Origin of the sequence: Streptomyces sp. NPDC101160, assembly GCF_044768205.1 — a bacterium.
Taxonomy (GTDB): domain Bacteria; phylum Actinomycetota; class Actinomycetes; order Streptomycetales; family Streptomycetaceae; genus Streptomyces.
Genome location: NZ_JBIWPJ010000003.1, coordinates 685,688 through 701,093, shown reverse-complemented (window position 1 = coordinate 701,093; position 15,406 = coordinate 685,688). Strand labels below are relative to the sequence as shown.

General features: G+C 69.6%; 13 protein-coding genes and 5 pseudogenes. 4 read left to right on the top strand and 14 right to left on the bottom strand.

The window, feature by feature from the left end; genetic code table 11:
• Nucleotides 1-58 precede the first annotated feature (58 nt).
• Nucleotides 59-217 (top strand): annotated as a pseudogene (locus tag ACIRSU_RS12715) (IS481 family transposase); the annotation flags it as partial.
• 159 nt (nucleotides 218-376) lie between these two features.
• Here ACIRSU_RS12715 and ACIRSU_RS12710 read toward each other — a convergent pair.
• The 3 genes from ACIRSU_RS12710 to ACIRSU_RS12700 form a co-directional block, all read right to left on the bottom strand.
• Nucleotides 377-1,981 carry an FAD-binding oxidoreductase gene (locus tag ACIRSU_RS12710; RefSeq protein WP_403791353.1) on the bottom strand — a complete coding sequence of 535 codons (1,605 nt, stop codon included), beginning with the start codon at nucleotides 1,979-1,981 and terminating at the stop codon, nucleotides 377-379.
• Between the two features lie 254 nt (nucleotides 1,982-2,235).
• A complete protein-coding gene (locus tag ACIRSU_RS12705) occupies nucleotides 2,236-3,282 on the bottom strand; it encodes a pentapeptide repeat-containing protein (protein ID WP_403791352.1) in 1,047 nt (348 codons plus the stop codon).
• A gap of 559 nt (nucleotides 3,283-3,841) precedes the next feature.
• Nucleotides 3,842-4,705 carry a LysR family transcriptional regulator gene (locus ACIRSU_RS12700; protein ID WP_403791505.1) on the bottom strand — a complete coding sequence of 288 codons (864 nt, stop codon included), beginning with the start codon at nucleotides 4,703-4,705 and terminating at the stop codon, nucleotides 3,842-3,844.
• Between the two features lie 110 nt (nucleotides 4,706-4,815).
• On the opposite strand from ACIRSU_RS12700, the gene ACIRSU_RS12695 reads away from it, so the two are divergent.
• Nucleotides 4,816-5,553 carry an SDR family oxidoreductase gene (locus ACIRSU_RS12695; RefSeq protein WP_403791350.1) on the top strand — a complete coding sequence of 246 codons (738 nt, stop codon included), beginning with the start codon at nucleotides 4,816-4,818 and terminating at the stop codon, nucleotides 5,551-5,553.
• Between the two features lie 309 nt (nucleotides 5,554-5,862).
• Here the strand turns inward: ACIRSU_RS12695 and ACIRSU_RS12690 are convergent, their stop codons facing one another.
• Nucleotides 5,863-6,951 carry a hypothetical protein gene (locus ACIRSU_RS12690; protein ID WP_403791348.1) on the bottom strand — a complete coding sequence of 363 codons (1,089 nt, stop codon included), beginning with the start codon at nucleotides 6,949-6,951 and terminating at the stop codon, nucleotides 5,863-5,865.
• Nucleotides 6,952-7,239: 288 nt separating this feature from the next.
• Between ACIRSU_RS12690 and ACIRSU_RS12685 the strand changes: the two are divergent.
• Nucleotides 7,240-7,500, top strand: a pseudogene (locus ACIRSU_RS12685) (Tn3 family transposase); the annotation flags it as partial.
• A gap of 19 nt (nucleotides 7,501-7,519) precedes the next feature.
• Here the strand turns inward: ACIRSU_RS12685 and ACIRSU_RS12680 are convergent.
• From ACIRSU_RS12680 to ACIRSU_RS12650, 7 genes and pseudogenes are all read right to left on the bottom strand, one after another.
• Nucleotides 7,520-8,245 (bottom strand): dienelactone hydrolase family protein, encoded by a 726-nt coding sequence (locus ACIRSU_RS12680; RefSeq protein ID WP_403791346.1) that lies wholly within the window; start codon nucleotides 8,243-8,245, stop codon nucleotides 7,520-7,522.
• Between the two features lie 279 nt (nucleotides 8,246-8,524).
• On the bottom strand, nucleotides 8,525-8,662 hold the full coding sequence (locus ACIRSU_RS12675) for a hypothetical protein (protein ID WP_403791344.1): 138 nt from the start codon (nucleotides 8,660-8,662) through the stop codon (nucleotides 8,525-8,527).
• Between the two features lie 337 nt (nucleotides 8,663-8,999).
• Nucleotides 9,000-9,707: an SDR family oxidoreductase gene (locus ACIRSU_RS12670; RefSeq protein WP_403791343.1), complete on the bottom strand. Its 708-nt coding sequence runs from the start codon at nucleotides 9,705-9,707 to the stop codon at nucleotides 9,000-9,002.
• Between the two features lie 118 nt (nucleotides 9,708-9,825).
• Nucleotides 9,826-10,122 carry a hypothetical protein gene (locus tag ACIRSU_RS12665; protein ID WP_403791341.1) on the bottom strand — a complete coding sequence of 99 codons (297 nt, stop codon included), beginning with the start codon at nucleotides 10,120-10,122 and terminating at the stop codon, nucleotides 9,826-9,828.
• A 364-nt stretch (nucleotides 10,123-10,486) separates the two neighbouring features.
• Nucleotides 10,487-10,983: pseudogene (locus ACIRSU_RS12660) on the bottom strand (IS5 family transposase); the annotation flags it as partial.
• Between the two features lie 287 nt (nucleotides 10,984-11,270).
• A complete protein-coding gene (locus ACIRSU_RS12655; protein ID WP_403791339.1) occupies nucleotides 11,271-11,789 on the bottom strand; it encodes an RICIN domain-containing protein in 519 nt (172 codons plus the stop codon).
• Between the two features lie 228 nt (nucleotides 11,790-12,017).
• Nucleotides 12,018-12,134 (bottom strand): annotated as a pseudogene (locus ACIRSU_RS12650) (DUF397 domain-containing protein); the annotation flags it as partial.
• A gap of 127 nt (nucleotides 12,135-12,261) precedes the next feature.
• On the opposite strand from ACIRSU_RS12650, the pseudogene ACIRSU_RS12645 reads away from it, so the two are divergent.
• Nucleotides 12,262-13,138, top strand: a pseudogene (locus tag ACIRSU_RS12645) (IS5 family transposase).
• Between the two features lie 7 nt (nucleotides 13,139-13,145).
• Here ACIRSU_RS12645 and ACIRSU_RS12640 read toward each other — a convergent pair.
• From ACIRSU_RS12640 to ACIRSU_RS12630, 3 genes are all read right to left on the bottom strand, one after another.
• The gene (locus tag ACIRSU_RS12640) at nucleotides 13,146-13,607 is read right to left on the bottom strand and encodes a MarR family winged helix-turn-helix transcriptional regulator (RefSeq protein WP_403791337.1); all 462 of its coding nucleotides are present in this window, start codon (nucleotides 13,605-13,607) and stop codon (nucleotides 13,146-13,148) included.
• 198 nt (nucleotides 13,608-13,805) lie between these two features.
• Entirely contained in the window at nucleotides 13,806-14,330 is a 525-nt protein-coding gene (locus ACIRSU_RS12635; protein ID WP_403791335.1) for a hypothetical protein, read from the bottom strand.
• A gap of 46 nt (nucleotides 14,331-14,376) precedes the next feature.
• Nucleotides 14,377-15,375, bottom strand: a complete 999-nt coding sequence (locus tag ACIRSU_RS12630; RefSeq protein ID WP_403791333.1) for an oxidoreductase — start codon at nucleotides 15,373-15,375, stop codon at nucleotides 14,377-14,379.
• Nucleotides 15,376-15,406: the final 31 nt, after the last annotated feature.

Here is a 15,406-nt window from a genome sequence, read left to right as displayed (position 1 = left end):
AGGAGGCCCTGGTGCCCCACCGTGATGGCCCGCTGGCCGAGACCGGGCGTCTTCGTCTGGGCGGGCGGCCGGCAGCCCGCACAAGGACCGGGCCAACGGCGCCGGATACGCCTGTCTGCATACCGCCCTCGACGACCACAGCCGGATCGCCTACACCGAGGACCTGCCCGACGAGACCGGACCGACCTGCGCCGGTTTCCTGGTCCGGGCCAATGCGGGCAAGGCACTGACGGCGGGCCTGAGGACCGCGTGGCCGCCCGCAGCCAACCAGGCGGTCGCCCCCATCACCCCTGGTTGACCCTGCACCACGATCCCGGCGCACCCACCGTGGAGCAGTGTTCCGCACCGCCGCTGCGTGAAGACACCCCGCGTCGGCTCACAGAGCCTGAGGGAAGTCGAAAACTCTGCCCGGGTCGTAACGCCTCTTCAGCTCAGCCAGCCGGGATGCGGCCGAGCCGTAGTACGCGGAGCGCCAGTTGCTCAAGCTCGCGTCCGCGTAGTTCTGGTACGCCGCACCTGAGGCGTACCGGCGCATCGCGGTGTGGGTGCCGTCCAGCCAGGCCGTCGCCGCCCCGGCGTTATGACCCGCGGGCCAGGACGCGGTGTACTGCGCGAGGAAGCGCGAGTCCCGGTGCACGAAGGCGGTCGCCTGCGGGGAGACGCGGTTGACAGCGCCGCCCAGGGCGGTGAGCGCTACGGAGACGGCGCCGCCGCCGCTGCTGCGCCCGTAGCGTTCGACCTGGTCGAGCAGCGACCGGATGCCGGCGGTACTCAGCGAGCGGTTGAAGAAGTCCGAGCGCGCCGCGTATGTCTCTCGCTGGAGCATGCCGGCGGGCTGCCGCCCCGGGATCGTACCGGGCAGATGGCACTGAGTGGTGGTATGCGTCGCGCAGCCCGCGTACATCCGCATGGTGTCGAGGTAGCCGCGGCGCCGCATGGTGATGCGGGAGGCGGCGCCGGGGCCGCCGGCGCGGTCCGCGAGCCGGTCGACGGCGTTCTGCAGAGCGCCGTACGTGCCGAGTGAGAAGCAACTGATGGAGATGGTGGGAGTCCGGCCGGCCACGGCGGAGAGGTGCAGCGCCGACCAGATCTCGTCGGGCTGGGCGGGTCCCCATTCCTGCCAGGAGCGGAGTGCGGCAGCGGCCTTGGACCAGGGCCAGGTCATGTGCGCGGTGACGCCGTCGGCGGCCTTGTGGGTGCGGAACCGGAGCTCGGTGACGACACCGAAGTTTCCGTTTCCTGCGCCGCGCAGTGCCCAGAACAGGTCGGTCTCCCGGTCCTTGGACACGTCGAGGGTCCGGCCGTCGGCGGTGACGATGCGGGCGCCGGTGAGGCTGTCGGAGGTGAGCCCATAGGCGCGCGAGACCACACCGTGGCCGCCCCCGAGCGTCAGGCCGGAGATGCCGACCGTGGGACAGGATCCGCCGGGGATGGTGACGCCTCGAGCACCGAGCTGGGTGTAGACGTCGATGAGCTTGGCGCCGGCCCCGACGACGGCAGTGCCGGAGCCACTACGAATGGACTTCAGCGCGGAGACGTCGATGACCAGGCGTCCGTTGCCGCTGGACCAACCCGCGTAGGAGTGACCGCCGTTGCGGATGGCGACGGGGGTCCCGTGGCGGCGTGCGAAGGCCAGGCACTCGGCTATGTCCGCGGTGTTGGCCACGTAGGCGACGGCGGCGGGACGCAGACCGTCGAAGCGTGTGTTGTACAGCTGGCGGGCGATGGCGTAGTCGGCATCGCCCGGACGTATCAGACCGCCCTGGAGGCCCCGGTCGAGCGCGGACCAGTCAGCGGCGCGAGGCGCGACCGCGCGGCTGCCGACCACGGCGGATGCGGAGCCCGGGTGCCGCTGTCCACTGGTAGCGGGAGCAGAACCGCCGCTGGGCGCGGCCCCCGCCTGACCGCTGCCCCAATCCACCGTCCAGGCGACGGCCGCCGCGTAGCCGGTACCCGCCGCAAGCAGTGCGCGCCGGTTCATAGCGGCCCCCCTTCACGATGCTCTGCTGTCGCTTAGGCAGAGTGCGAATGAGGCGTGACGGTTCCGCGTGGCGGGCACTTGCGCTCCTGGGGTCACCCACGGGCACGGGAGCATGGGGCGCGCGAACGGGTGCGCTCGGCCACTCAAGACGTTCCCGCGGACACGGGTAACAGACGGGGGCACCAGGACGAGGAGGAGGCGTTCATCTGGCACGGGCCCGATCGGCGTAGCACCACAGCAGTTGTCGCTGATTCCTAGCGCCGTTTGAAGGAGCGTTGCGGCCCTCCACCTCCCGCGATCTCCGTCTCCTCCAAGATTGCGTCCTTGAGGTCTGCTCCAGTCAGGTTGGTCGCTCTGCTGAATTTGGCTCCGACCAGGTTCGCACCGCGCAGATCCGCGTTCTTCAGATTGGCGCCCCGGAGGTCCGCGCCCCGCAGATCGGCGCCGCTGAAGTCCGCCTCCTCGGCCTCTGTCTTGCCGAGGTTCGCGAGACGCAGGTTGGTACCGACGAGTTTGGCACCACTGAGGTCGGCGCGTCGCAGGTCGGCCCGCAGCAACCCCTCGCGTGATCCGACGGAAGGGGCGCTCAGATCGGCGCCCTGAAGGTGAGCGTCCTGCAGGTCGGCACCGGTCAGGACCGCCCCGACGAACATCGTCTCGGCGAGGTAGGCCCTGCGAAGAACCACGCCCGGGAGGAGTGCGCGCGAGAACGTGGCCTTGTACAGCTGCGCTCCGCTCAGGTCCGATCCTGTCAGGTCAACCCCGGAGAGGTTGGCTCTGACTCCGCTCGGAACCCGGTCATGGCCACTGGACACGCCGGGCGTGCGGTCTTCCCGGGCAAGGTCGAGTTCGCCCATGTCGGCCAGCCCTCTCAGGTTGACGTAGCGGAGCTGAAGGATCGTCCGATCCTCATCGTTGACGGGGCGGTTGGCCAGCACAGTCATGGCCGCCTGGAGGTCGACGGCCAGGGGTTCGACAGAAGCGGATGCGAGGGTGGTTTCGGCTCGCTCGATATCGGCAGCACCGGCAGCAGGGAGGCGGGCGTGGGCCCGCAGGTACGCGGCGAGTACCGACAGGCCCGTGGTGTTGTCACGCGGAGAGTCGCGCATGATGCGTTCCAGTGCGTAGATGCCACCGACCCGCACATCCGCACTCTGTGATCCCAGGTTGGTCACGGCTGCCGTGTAGCGGCCGGTGATCTGTCCTTCCTGACTGATCCGTAGCTCTTCCTTCGCCTGCCCGACCGAGATCCAGGTGAAGAGCACCGCGATCACCGCTGCCAGACCGGGCAGGGCGCTCACCGCCAGCCCGGCCCAGCTGTGGCGGCCGGCCGACCCTGTTTCGATACGGGTGGCCTTTTGGCGTCGCCGACTGCGCGCCGCCGCTCCCCGCCGGGCAGCGCGGTGAAGCCGTCGTACGACACTCGACTGGGCATCGGAGGACCTGACCACGCTCGCATTTCACCGCACAGACCGTCGTGAGACCGCGGGGCGCGCTGGCAGCCTCCCGAAACCCGGCCTCCACGCGGCGCCTCCCTGCGTCGGCGGCCTGTACCTCGGCTCCGTCTTCGAGCTGGAGGACAGTCAGAGCGGACGGCAGACCGAGCTCACCTGTGGTCTGGCCGACCTCGACTGCGTGAGCCATGACCGGCCGAGCCGTCGAGGCCATGTTCTGCCCGCCGCCGGCCGTTTTCTGTCCGGTCCGCAGCCCCCGGTGGTGTCCGGTCCGCAGCCCCCGGTGGTGTCCGAGCCGCAGCCCCCGGTGGTGTCCGAGCCGCAGGCCCCGATGGTGTCCGAGCCGCAGGCCCCGATGGTGTCCGAGCGTCCTGGGTGGTGGCCGATGAGGGCCGGCGGGTCCTGGTCATAGCCGTGCGGCCGTGCGGACCAGGCCGGCCAGGGCGAGGGAGCGGCTGTGCGCGGGCCAGGCGATGTGGGTCACGACGGCAGGTGCGTCGGTCAGGGGGACGGCCGTGTGCTCGGCCCACAGCCAGGAGCGGGCGGAGTCGGGGACGACCGCCACGGTGCGTCCGAGGGCGATCAGCTGGGCCAGTTGCGTCTGGTTGTGGATCTCGGGGCCAGGGCCGGGCGCGTAGGCGCCGCGGGTGGGCCAGCGGGCGAGCGGGAGACCCGGGATGTCCCTGACATCGGCCAGGGACAAGGTCTCGCGGGCGGCGAGGGGGTGCCCCGCCGGCAGAACGGCGACCTGCCTCTCGGTCGTCAGTGCCTCGCTGTCGAATCCGGCGAGGGAGTTCCACGGCGTGTGCATGAGCGCGACGTCAGCACGTCCGTTGCGCAGCAGCTCTTCCTGCTCGCCCACACTGCACAGCAGCACCTCGATCTCGGCGCTGTCGGGCTCGGCCGCGTAGGCGTCGAGAAGTTTCCGCAGCAGTTCGTGCGATGCGGCGGCCTTCACCGCGAGGACCAGTCGATTGCGGGGGCCGCCAGGGCTTTCGGCACCGCCGGCACGCCGGGTGCGGCGAGCGGCGGCAGCGGTCGCGTCGAGGGCAGCCCGGCCCTCGTGCAACAGCACCTCTCCGGCACCGGTCAGGCGGACACCGCGGCGATTGCGCTGCAGCAGGCAGACCCCGAGGCGCCGTTCGAGCTGCTGGATCGCCCGCGACAGCGGCGGCTGGGCCATGCCGAGGCGCTCGGCGGCGCGCCCGAAGTGCAGTTCCTCGGCGACGGCCACGAAATACCTCAACTCGCGGGTCTCCAGGGTTTCCAGGGTGTCCAGGGTGTCCACGGCCGCAGCATACGCGGTGATACCTGGCAGGTATCACAGGGCACCGGATCGGTGTTGGCGGCGCCACTCGTCCGCGAGCCAACATCATCAGCATGAACGAAACGAAGATCGCGCTGGTGACCGGCGCGAACAAGGGCATCGGATACGAGATCGCGGCAGGGCTGGGCAGCCTCGGGTACCGCGTGGGCGTGGGAGCCCGCGACGAGTCCCGACGCGAAACCGCCGTCGGGAAGCTGCGCGCCCTCGGCGTGGACGCGTTCGAGGTCCCGCTGGACGTGACCGACGACCAGAGCGTCACCGGTGCCGCGGAACTGATCGAAAGGCTGGCCGGGCGCCTGGACGCCCTGGTCAACAACGCCGGCATCTCGGGCGAGATGGGCCCGGGGTGGGAGCAGGACCCGACCGCGCTCGACGTGGAGGTGTTCCGCACGGTCGTGGATACCAACGTCATGGGTGTCGTCCGAGTGACCAATGCGATGCTGCCGCTGCTGCGGCGCTCGGCCTCGCCACGCATCGTCAACGTCTCCAGCAGCGTCGGTTCCCTGACCCGGCAGTCGGACCCGGACACCGAGATCGGCCCGGTCATGGCGGCCTACGCACCGTCGAAGTCCTTCCTCAACGCGCTCACGGTGCAGTACGCCCGGCAGTTCGCCGATACGAACATCCTGATCAACGCGGCCTGCCCGGGCCTGGTCGCCACCGACTTCACCGGCTTCCACGGATCCCGTACCCCCGAACAGGGCGCGGCCACAGCGATCCGGCTGGCCACGCTGCCCGACGGCGGCCCGACCGGTTCGTTCTTCGAGGACGACGGCGTCGTCCCCTGGTGACCACGGCCCCTCGTGGACTCCGCGGAAACCAGATGCACGAAGAATCCAGGGTCAGCTGGACCGGCGGGTGATTGCGCGGAAGGAGCCATGGACGGCTGCCCAGCGACCGGTTGCGGGCACCCATACGGGTCCCCCGCTTGTGGGGCGTCGGGGCGCTGCTGGTCGTCGTCGCGCTCGGTATTCACTCGGCTTTGCCAGTCAGAGACGGTGAGACGGCCCACCTGACTGACCCACCTCGCCGGCGGCGGATGCGTACGCCACTGCTGAACTGGAAGCATGACGGGCGCCGCCGCAGCGGCGCCCGTACGCTCAGTTCTCCCAGTCCTCGTCATCGCCGCCGCGCATGATGCGCCATCCCGCCAGGTCATCCAACGCCTTCCGCGCCAACTGGGCGTACTGCACAGGGCACTCCCACAGCTCGCGCGCCGAGAGTTCAGCGGGGACCGGGGTGTCGGGGTGGTCGTCCGGCGCGTACAGGTGGACCACCGCGCGGTACCGGGACTGCACGGTGGAATCGGCGGTGGACCAGGGATGCTGCGGATGCTCGCAGGACACGTCCAGGTCGATGGTGGCAAGCGCGGCGGCAAGGTCGCGTGCGTACGAGGGCGGCAGCCCCCCGTACGACTGGGCGATGCCCATCCACAGGCACAGGAACACGCCGATCCGCTCCTCGTCCCGCACCTGCCTGGTGAGCCAGCGGCGTGCGGACCACAGGGCGACCGGGCCGGTGTTGTCCTCCCAGGTACGACTGATCGCCTCCTGCATGGCGACGACGTCGACGCGGCCGTCGTCCCGGACGAACCGCGCGTCCAGATGGGAGACATCGATGCCGCCGAAGAGCTCCTCGTGTGCCTCGCGCAAGCGGCCCAGGGCCTCATCGGCGAGGTCCGCGAGGAACCCCTCGCAGTCGAATGCCGCCGACTCCTCGTCATCGAGACCGTAGTCTTCGGCGAATGCGACCCGTCCCGCCTCGGTCAGCATGCTCACCCCAGCCTCGACCTCGTACTCCGAGTCCAGCTCCGCGGGGTGGGCGCCGGCCGGGCACGTGCAGGAGGCCCGGTCCAAGTGCGCACGGAACCCCTCCAAGGCCCGTACGTACGATGCGAACAGGGACTTGCTGAAGATGCGCGCCGAGACGTACCAGCAGGTGGCATGGAGGAGGATCGTGTACCCGGTCCGCTCCCGGCGGCCCTCCGGGGTGGCTACGCGGCCGAGCGCCTCCGCCGCGTCGTCGACGAGGGCGGCGAGGGTCGTTTCGGGATCCGCAGAGGGGTAGTCGCTGACAATCCCGGACAGGTCGGAGATCAGTTCGCGGTGGTCGGCAGGCAGCGTGGGCGTCACTTCAGTCACATCCGTAACCGACGATTGCGCCGGTCGGACGGTTCCCCCTGGCGACATGGCCGTTGGTCCGGGTCGTAGCGCGGCACACGGTGGTGTGCCAGGCGGAGGCAGAGGCTGCGCTCCGGTGTCGGAGTACTCCGGCCTCGGACGGGATGCCCGCATGCTCTGGAGTCGCGTATAGAGGCTCCGGGCCCTGAACAACCGCGACGTCTTCGCCGCCCGTCGGACCGCTGGTCCACCCCGCGCGCCTGCCTGTTGGACGAGCCCCACTCGGAGGGGCCCGACCTGCTGTTCGAGGTGAACACCTGGACCGGCTTCCTCGGCGCCTTCGTCCACCTCGGCGACGGCGCGCTCGGCCTGGTCTTCAACGCCATCGTGCTCCGGACGACCCGCTGCATCGACGCCACCGTCGCCCAGCTGAAGTCGGAGCACCACGAGATCCGGGACGAGGACATCGCACGGCTCTCCCCGCTCGAGCACCGCGACCTGAACCTGATCGGCCGCTGCAGCTTCACCGCCTCGACTCCGGCCGCCGGCACCCTGCGCGTGCTGCGCGACCCGGATGCCCCGGAGCTGGACGAAGACGATGACGGCGGGCAGGAGTGAGTATCAGGAGCCGATCGGATCAATCCGTGACGGGCAGGCACTCGGCGAGCAGGGCGACGATCTCGCGCCAGGCTCGCTGTGCGTGCCGTGGGTGGTAGCCGACGCCGGGAGGCACAGCGTGGTCGACCGTAGGGTGGTGGAAGGCGTGAAGGGCTCCTCCGTAGACGACGAGGCGCCAGTCGACGCCCGCGGCCTGCATCTCTGCGGTGAACGCCTCCCGTTGCGCGGGCGGCATGATCGGGTCTTCCGACCCGACCCCGGCCCATACCGGGCAGCGAATGCGTGCCGCCTCGCCCGGTCGGCCCGTGGTGAGTGCGTTGACGGTCCCAATCGCGCGCAGGTCGACGCCGGCGCGACCGAGTTCGAGTGCGACTGCGCCCCCGGTGCCGTAGCCGATGGCGGCGGTCCGGTCGGGATCGGCCCGTGGTTCGGCACGCAACACGTTGAGCGCGGCGTGACCGATTCCTCGCATGCGTTCGGGATCGGCGAGCAGCGGCATGCAACGGGCCAGCATTTCCTCCGGGTCTTCCAAATAGCGTCCGCCGTGGAGGTCGAAGGCCAGCGCCACGTACCCCAGCTCGGCCAGAGCCTCGGCCCGCCGGCGCTCGACATCACTGAGCCCCATCCCCTCGGGTCCGATCAGGACTGCGGGTCGGCGCTCGGCACCGGCCGGGAGCGCGAGGTATCCGATCATCGTCAGGTTGTCGGCCGGGTATTCGACCGTACGGGTGGTGACCGTCGTCATGCGACTGGACGGTAGTGACCCTTGCGCCCGCTCGGCGTGGTGTTCACCGATGGCAGACAGCAGTCTGTCCCGACTCGTCACCCGGACGCGTCGGCTGCCTGTCGGCAATCGATGAATGACGACAGACGCGGTGGCCGTCCAATGAACCGGAGCTTTCCGGGGCCAGAGCTTTTGGGGGCCGGAGCTTTCCGGGCCCGACGGCGGGGCCGATCCCATCAGATCCGATGGCGGCTGATGACTGGGTTTGCTGACAGCAGGGAGCAGGGTCGAAGGTGACCATCACAACGGGAGCGACGTGGCCAACCTGCTCTGCAAGCGAGTGTCGACCGCACCGGGCGCATCCTCGACGTGCTCGACGTCCTTCACCGCGACCACCCGCGACCACGGCGCCGACGGCGGCGCGATCCGCATGGTCATCGGCGACCTCCTGCCCGACCACACCGCCACCGAGGAAGGGGTCCAGGCTCCGGAGCTTCCGGTCACCCTCGACATGCCGGGCAAGGTCGCCGACTTCCTCCGCGCCGCCGAGCTGGAGCCCGCCGCGCGGGCCGCGCTCGAGCAGGGGTGCGCGTACGGCGCGGGGGCAGCGGTGCGCCCTGCGCGTCAGCGCCGTCCCCGACGTGCACCGCCAGCGCCTCGCCCGCTGCCGGCCGCTCGAGCCGGCGAGCCAGGCCGCCGTCCGCTCCACGGTCTCGGCCACCAAGCCAGTGAAGACGATCTCTTGGGGCTTTCGTGGCGGGACCGCCGGACTTCCTTACCAGGCCAGGGGTTCGCCCTTCCGGAAGAAGCCGCCGGTGGGACCGGAGTCGGGCACGGTGGCAGCCCAGACGATGCCGGCCGCGCCCTGGTCGACGGGGTCACCGCCCGGGCCGCCCATGTCGGTGGCGATCCATCCCGGGCAGACAGCGTTGACCAAAATCCGCTCGGCGCGCAGTTCGTCGGCGAGCTTGCGGGTCAGGGCGTTGAGGGCGGCCTTCGAAACTCCGTAGGCAGGGGTACCGCCGGACATGGACTCCAGGGAACCGGATTCGCTGGAAACATTCACCACTCGGGGATGCGTTGAGCGGCGCAGCAACGGCAAGAACGCCTGCGCGGTCCGCCAGGCGCCGAACAGGTTGGTCTCCAGGGTCCGGCGGACCTCGTCGAGGTCAGCGGAGACAGCTCGCTGGGAGGTGTCGTAGTTGATGGCCGCGTTGTTGACCAGGACATCGAGGCGTCCGAACTCCTCCTCCACGCGCCGGACGAGGGCGTGGATGTCGTCGGCGTCGGTCACGTCCAGCCGGCATGGCAGCAGCCTGCCGGACACGCCGGGGGCCAGATCAGCGGCGGCCCGTTCGGCGTCCTCCAGGCGGCGGGCGGAGAGCAGGACGACGTGACCGAGTCCGGCGAGCTGGCGCGCGGTTTCACGGCCGATACCCCTGTTGCCGCCCGTGACCAGCGAAACCGGTGCAGCAGTGCTCATGCTCTCTCCCCTTAGACGGACGACCCGGAAGCAGCACGCTATGCCGTCGCCTCGCACAGAATGATCAGGCCCAAGGCGTAGACGGCCACGACCTTGGACCCAGGGCCTGTCTCCTGGATCACGCCGTGGGGCGGCGGCGGGCGCGGAGCCGGTGGACGCCCTTCACGGCGTAGGCGGCGGTCAGGAACGCGAAGCCGACGGGGGCGAGCCAGATCAAGGGTTCCGCCACGAAGACGCTCAACAGCAGGCCGCTGAGAAGCAGCAGGGTGCCGACGGTCTCCAGCAGGTCGAGACGCGCCTTGGAGCGCACCGAGGGGTCGGGTCCGCGCAGCCGACGGCTAACGGGGACGAGGGAGAGGCACTGCAGGACGGCCAGGCCGAGGGCGATCCAGTCGAACCAGTCAGGTATGTCCACGGCGCGCACTGTATCGCCCGCCTACCGCTGCACTTCAAGGTGATCGAAGGAGACACCGGCCATGTCCTGAGGTAGGGCTGCAACACAGGCCCTTGGAACTTGGTCGCACGGGTAGCCAGGAAGGAGATCGGCCATGACACTTTGCAGGTGACTGATCGAATCGGCTTGGCTATATCGATGGTGGGAGTCTTGGTCTCCCTCATGCTCGTCGCCGGAGCGATGCAGGCGTATCTGAACGGAGACGATTCAGGATGGTTCCTCGCTTGGGCGGCGCTGCTTCAGGTCGCGACTGTATGGCAGCTCGTGCGTGACGTCCGGCGGCGCCGCAGGAAGCGGCTCCAGGCTGGCTGACTTCTCGTGCTGGTTACCGCCGAGCCCAGATGAGGATGGAAGCGAGGTGAAGGGCAGCCTGGTAGGCAATGGCGAGCTTGTCCGCTCGCATGGCCAAGCCACGCCACTGCTTCAGTCGGTTGATGCACCGTTCGACGGCATTCCGCTGTTGTAAGCCGCGGCATCAAAGGCGGGCGGGCGGCCTCCGGCACGGCCCCGACGCAGTCGATGGCCGACTTGGTCCGAGGGCTGAGGGATGACAGCGCGGATCCCGCGCCGTCGGAGATGCATTCGGATCGCGCGGGACGAATACGCGCGGTCTGCCAGGACGGCATCGGGTCGGCGCCTCGGTCTGCCAGGACCGCTTCGTGGGACACGGATGCCTGCCATGACGGCTTCGAAGGCCGGTGCATCGCCTGCTTGGCCTGCGGTGATGCGGAGGGTCAAGGGCCGTGCGTGGCTATCACTGGCGAGGTGGACCTTTGTGCTCAGGCCGCCGCGGGAGCGGCCGAGCGCGTGATCGTCGGGTTCGGCCCGGCCTGGCGCCCCCCATGTGGGGCTGGTCGTAGCGGTCGAGTCCGCGACTCAGGAGTGGCAGCCACGTCCCCGCAGCTCGCGCGGCGAGCCGCGGGGACGTGCGCTGCGTTACGGGCATCGCTCGCGTCTCTGGTTGCCCGTCCGGGCCAGGGCCTGTCCGGCGGATCAGGCCGGACAGGCCCTAGTACGGCAACGGTGTTTGTCGTGATGGTCCGGACGGGTCGTTCACCGGTCTACTCATGGAGAAGACGTGCTGGGCAGAGGCGAACCCGATCGCGCTCCTACTGCTGGTTCCACTGCTGGTTCTTGCCACCGTGGCAGTCCCACTGACGGGCGGGCGCGCCGTTGTCCGTGCGCCAGTCGGCGATCTCCAGGCACTTGCCGCTGTTGCGGTTCTTGAGCAGCGTGAGGTTGCTGGTGTCACTGAGCCATACGTGGTCCCACTGCTGGTTCTTGCCACCGGTGCACTCCCACTGACGGGCGGGCGCGCCGTTGTCCGTGCGCCAGTCGGCGATCTCCAGGCACTTGCCGCTGTGCACGTTCCTGATGGTGAGCCCCGTCTGCGTCGTGGCGTAGAACAGCTCCCACGACTGGTTCGGGCCACCGGTCACGTCCCACTGGTTGGCGGTCGCGCCGTCGGCGGTGGACCAGCCGCCGATCTCCAGGTACTTGCCGCTGTTGATGTTCTGGAGCGTCCACCCGCTCGCGGCGCTCGCGCTCGGCACCTGAACGGTCGTGACCAGCGCACCCGCTGCCAGGGCAGCCCCGGCCAGGCGCATGAAGGCAGTCTTCTTCCGCATGAATCGTCCCCGTTGTCTCTTGGGCCGCCGTATGGCCGGCGGCCTGCTCGCCACGGAAGTTAGCACGATCATCAAGGCCCCCACCGTGCGAGCTCGGGCGGCGGCCCGTTCCACCAACTCCCCGTCCATACCTGGACCGAGGGGAGAGGCGCTCGTGCCGAGCGCGATGGGGGCGGCCCGAGGCGGGTCGGACGGTTCAGCGTTGAGCTGCCCGCCCTTGGCCCCGGCGACGAAGGAGGACCAGGCGGCGGCCTCGAAGACGAGGGCGGGGCCGGTGGGGTTCTTGGAGCCGCGGACAGGGACGAGGGGGAGGTGGCCGGCGACTTCGAGGCAGTTGCCGCCGTCGTTGTCGGAGTGCTGCCGGTCCGGACCGTGCTGGTGGAATGACCGGCCGGCAAGGCCGCCCCCACCAGTTACTGGATGTCCAACCTGCTGTGCGAAAGTGAATCAAGGTTGTAAATGATCAACGGCCGTGAGGCGTGGTGATCTGACGAACGGCCAGCAGGGGTCGGCTTGAGCCGCTGTTGCCGATGGGCAGGAAGCCGGGCCGACGGCCGGTCTGGACGCGGCGGCAGCTGATCGACGGCATACGGTGGCGGACCAGGACCGGCGCGCCGTGGCGCGATCTCCCGGAGCGATACGGCCCGTGGGACCGGGCCTACGACCTGTTCCGGCGCTGGCAGCGCGATGGCACCTGGCAGCGGCTCTTCGAGCAGCTTCAATCCGAAGTCGATACGAAAGGACTGATCACATGGGACGTGAGCGTGGACTCCACGATCACCCGGGCCCACCAGCACGCCGCCCGGGCGCGTAAATAGGGGGATCTGCAGCAGGAGCCTCCCGGTGGTGTCGGCAGCGAACCCGACGACCACGCCCTCGGGCGCTCGCGCGGTGGGCCGGCAACGAAGCTGCACCTGGCGGTCGAGCAGGGGCAGAAGCCGCTGTCCCTGCTTGTCACCGCCGGTCAGCGGCACGACAGCCCGCAGTTCCAGCCGGTCCTGGAGGGCATCCGCGTGCCCCGTATCGGCCCGGGCCGGCCACGCAACAAGCCGGACAAGGTCCGCGCCGATAGGGCATACGGCTCCCGCGCGAACCGCGCCTACCTGCGCAGACGTGGCATCCGCTGCACCATCCCTGAGAAGGCCGATCAGATCCGCAACCGCAAGAAACTCGGCTACCGCGGCGGTCGAGCGCCCACGTTCGACAAGGCCGACTACAAAGAGCGCCGTGGGGTTGAATGCGGGATCAATCGACTCAAGCGCCACCGTGCGGTGGCAACGAGATACAACAAGCTTGCCGTTCGCTACGAGGCGACCGTGCTGGTCTCGCCCATCAACGAATGGCAGTGACCAGCCTTCACGACAGCCCCTGGGCGAGGTTGTCGGTGACGCGCTGGAGCACGGAGACTGCCGTCGCGTACTCCTCCTCCGTGATGTCGCCGAGGAGTTCCGTACGCACCCGGTCCATGTGTTCCTTCGCCGTTGCCAGGCCTGCGCGGCCCTGTTCCGTGATGGTCAGCCGACCGTCCGCGCCGATGCCGAGCCAGCCCCGGTGTACGAGGGCGTCGGCGGCGTCGACTATCACCTGGGTGCCCATGCCGTAGGGCACGGCCACGGCGCGGATCTCCTCCCTGGTGAGGCCGTGCTCGGCGCGGACGATGTTGTTGAGCGCCCACCACTGGGGCTGGGTCACGTCGATACGCGCCAAGGCGGCTTGCGAGTGCCGCAGGATCGCCTCGGTGGCGCCCCAGGCGACCAGGGCGATGGGCCGCCGGCCAAGCGTGGCGGTGCCGTTCTGCGGGTTGCTTGAAGTCGTCATGATCGCCAGGCTAGAACCTCAAGTGCGGTTGAGGTCAAGGTCGTTGCGCTGCCGCCGCGAGATACGAGGAACTTGCCGTGCACCAAGTGGCAACCATGCTGGTCCAAGTCCCCAACGAGCGGCTGCGATCAGCACTTTCGCAACAGACCCAAGCGGCGTGACGAACGCGTTGTTGCCCCCGGAGGTGTGGAGCCCGCGTCACGCATCTTCGATATCCGAGATGAGCTTCGTGCTCAGGTCGCTCTGCACCGCCAGCCGGGTGTGTCCGGCGTCCGGGCCGGTGCCCCAGGTCAGTGTGACTGTGGTGAACAGGTGTCCGGCACCGGAATCGTGGTAACGCACCTCCCACGCGGTGGGTACGTCCTGGGCGCGCAGCACGCCGTCCGCATGGTTGACCTCCTCCCAGGCGGCGAGCCGCTGGCGGAGGTCCTCGGTGAGGTAGTGACTGCGAAGGTTGTCGCCCAGGTCGTCGGTGCCGTCGTCCACGGCGTCAACGTAGGCGCCGTAGAAGTCCGCGACCCGGTCGACGGCAGAGTCCGGTGATCCGCCGCGGACGCCGCCGGTCGTGAGCGTCCTGCCGGCACTGTTGGTGCGGAACTTCCACTCCAGGCGGCTGTCACGCACGGCTTGTTCCAGCTCTCCTTCGTCGACGGCCGGCAAGACCGCTGGGCGCCGTACACCCGATTCGGCGGTCAGCGACATGATCTGCTGCTCTGTGCGCAACGGGGCATGGTCGCGCGTCGCCGCTTGACAGCGCCGCGCGGCACGCTTAGCGCGGCGTGCGCTGAGCGCGGGTACATCGGGTGATCGGGGTGGTGCCGGTGGCTGCGATGGACAGCTCCCAGAGTCGTGCGGCGGCGTCGGGGTCGATGGCGTAGTCGCGGACGCCGCCGTCGTCCATGGACTGCTCCGGGCCGGAGACGCGTGCGACGTCGCAGTCCTCCAGGTAGAGCCCGCCGAGTCCGTCGAGGAGGGGCGACGTGGCTGCCCACAGGCCGGTGGCGGCGCCTTGGGAGGGGGTCTTGAAGTCGGCGCCGATGACGTTGCCGTGCTCGTCCACCCATCCGCGGTCCATCTGCTCCTGGAGGCTCATCTCCCGTTGGAGACCGGTGATGATCTTGCCGGGGTGGAGGGCGAGCGCCCGGACGCCGTCGTCGTGTCCCAGGGCGTCGAGGTGTACGGCGAACAGGGCGTTGGCGTTCTTGGATTGGCCGTAGGCCAGCCACTTGTCATAGCCGGTACGGAGGTGCGGGTCGTGCCAGCGGATGTCGGTCAGGGTATGTCCGGCGGAGCTGTTGACCACGACGCGCGCGCCGTCTGCGGCGGTCAGGAGCGGGTAGAGGGCGCTGGTGAGTGCGAAGTGGCCGAAGTGGTTGGCGGCGAGTTGGCTTTCCCAGCCGGGCCCGACTCTCCGCTCCGGGGTGGCCATGATGCCCGCGACGGCCATCAGAATGTCGAGCCGGTCGAGCCGGTCGCGGATCTGTACGGCGGCGGTGCGCACGCTGCCGAGATCGGCCAGGTCCATGGCGATGACCTCGCAGCCCTCCACGTCCTGAAGAACGGTGCGCGCGGTGTCGGGACGGCGGGCCGGAACGACGACGTGGGCCCCGGCGGCCGCCAGCCGCCGGGTGGTCTCCAGACCGAGCCCGGAGTAGCCCCCGGTCACCAGGGCGGTCATGCCGGAAAGGTCCAGGCCGTCCATGACGCCCTCGGCGGTGGTGTCGGCGGAGAAGGGTGAGCCGAGCGGCTGCTGATCGGTCGTGGTCATGCCGCCGACGCTACGATCTAGAGCAAGGTCT

What these genes read in the sequence shown, in the direction of transcription:
- ACIRSU_RS12710 (WP_403791353.1), bottom strand. Translation starts at nt 1,981, where the DNA reads ATGAACCGGCGCGCACTGCTTGCGGCGGGTACCGGCTACGCGGCGGCC.
- ACIRSU_RS12695 (WP_403791350.1), top strand. Translation starts at nt 4,816, where the DNA reads ATGAACGAAACGAAGATCGCGCTGGTGACCGGCGCGAACAAGGGCATC.
- ACIRSU_RS12690 (WP_403791348.1), bottom strand. Translation starts at nt 6,951, where the DNA reads ATGTCGCCAGGGGGAACCGTCCGACCGGCGCAATCGTCGGTTACGGAT.
- ACIRSU_RS12680 (WP_403791346.1), bottom strand. Translation starts at nt 8,245, where the DNA reads ATGACGACGGTCACCACCCGTACGGTCGAATACCCGGCCGACAACCTG.
- ACIRSU_RS12675 (WP_403791344.1), bottom strand. Translation starts at nt 8,662, where the DNA reads ATGACCATGCGGATCGCGCCGCCGTCGGCGCCGTGGTCGCGGGTGGTC.
- ACIRSU_RS12670 (WP_403791343.1), bottom strand. Translation starts at nt 9,707, where the DNA reads ATGAGCACTGCTGCACCGGTTTCGCTGGTCACGGGCGGCAACAGGGGT.
- ACIRSU_RS12655 (WP_403791339.1), bottom strand. Translation starts at nt 11,789, where the DNA reads ATGCGGAAGAAGACTGCCTTCATGCGCCTGGCCGGGGCTGCCCTGGCA.
- ACIRSU_RS12640 (WP_403791337.1), bottom strand. Translation starts at nt 13,607, where the DNA reads ATGACGACTTCAAGCAACCCGCAGAACGGCACCGCCACGCTTGGCCGG.
- ACIRSU_RS12630 (WP_403791333.1), bottom strand. Translation starts at nt 15,375, where the DNA reads ATGACCACGACCGATCAGCAGCCGCTCGGCTCACCCTTCTCCGCCGAC.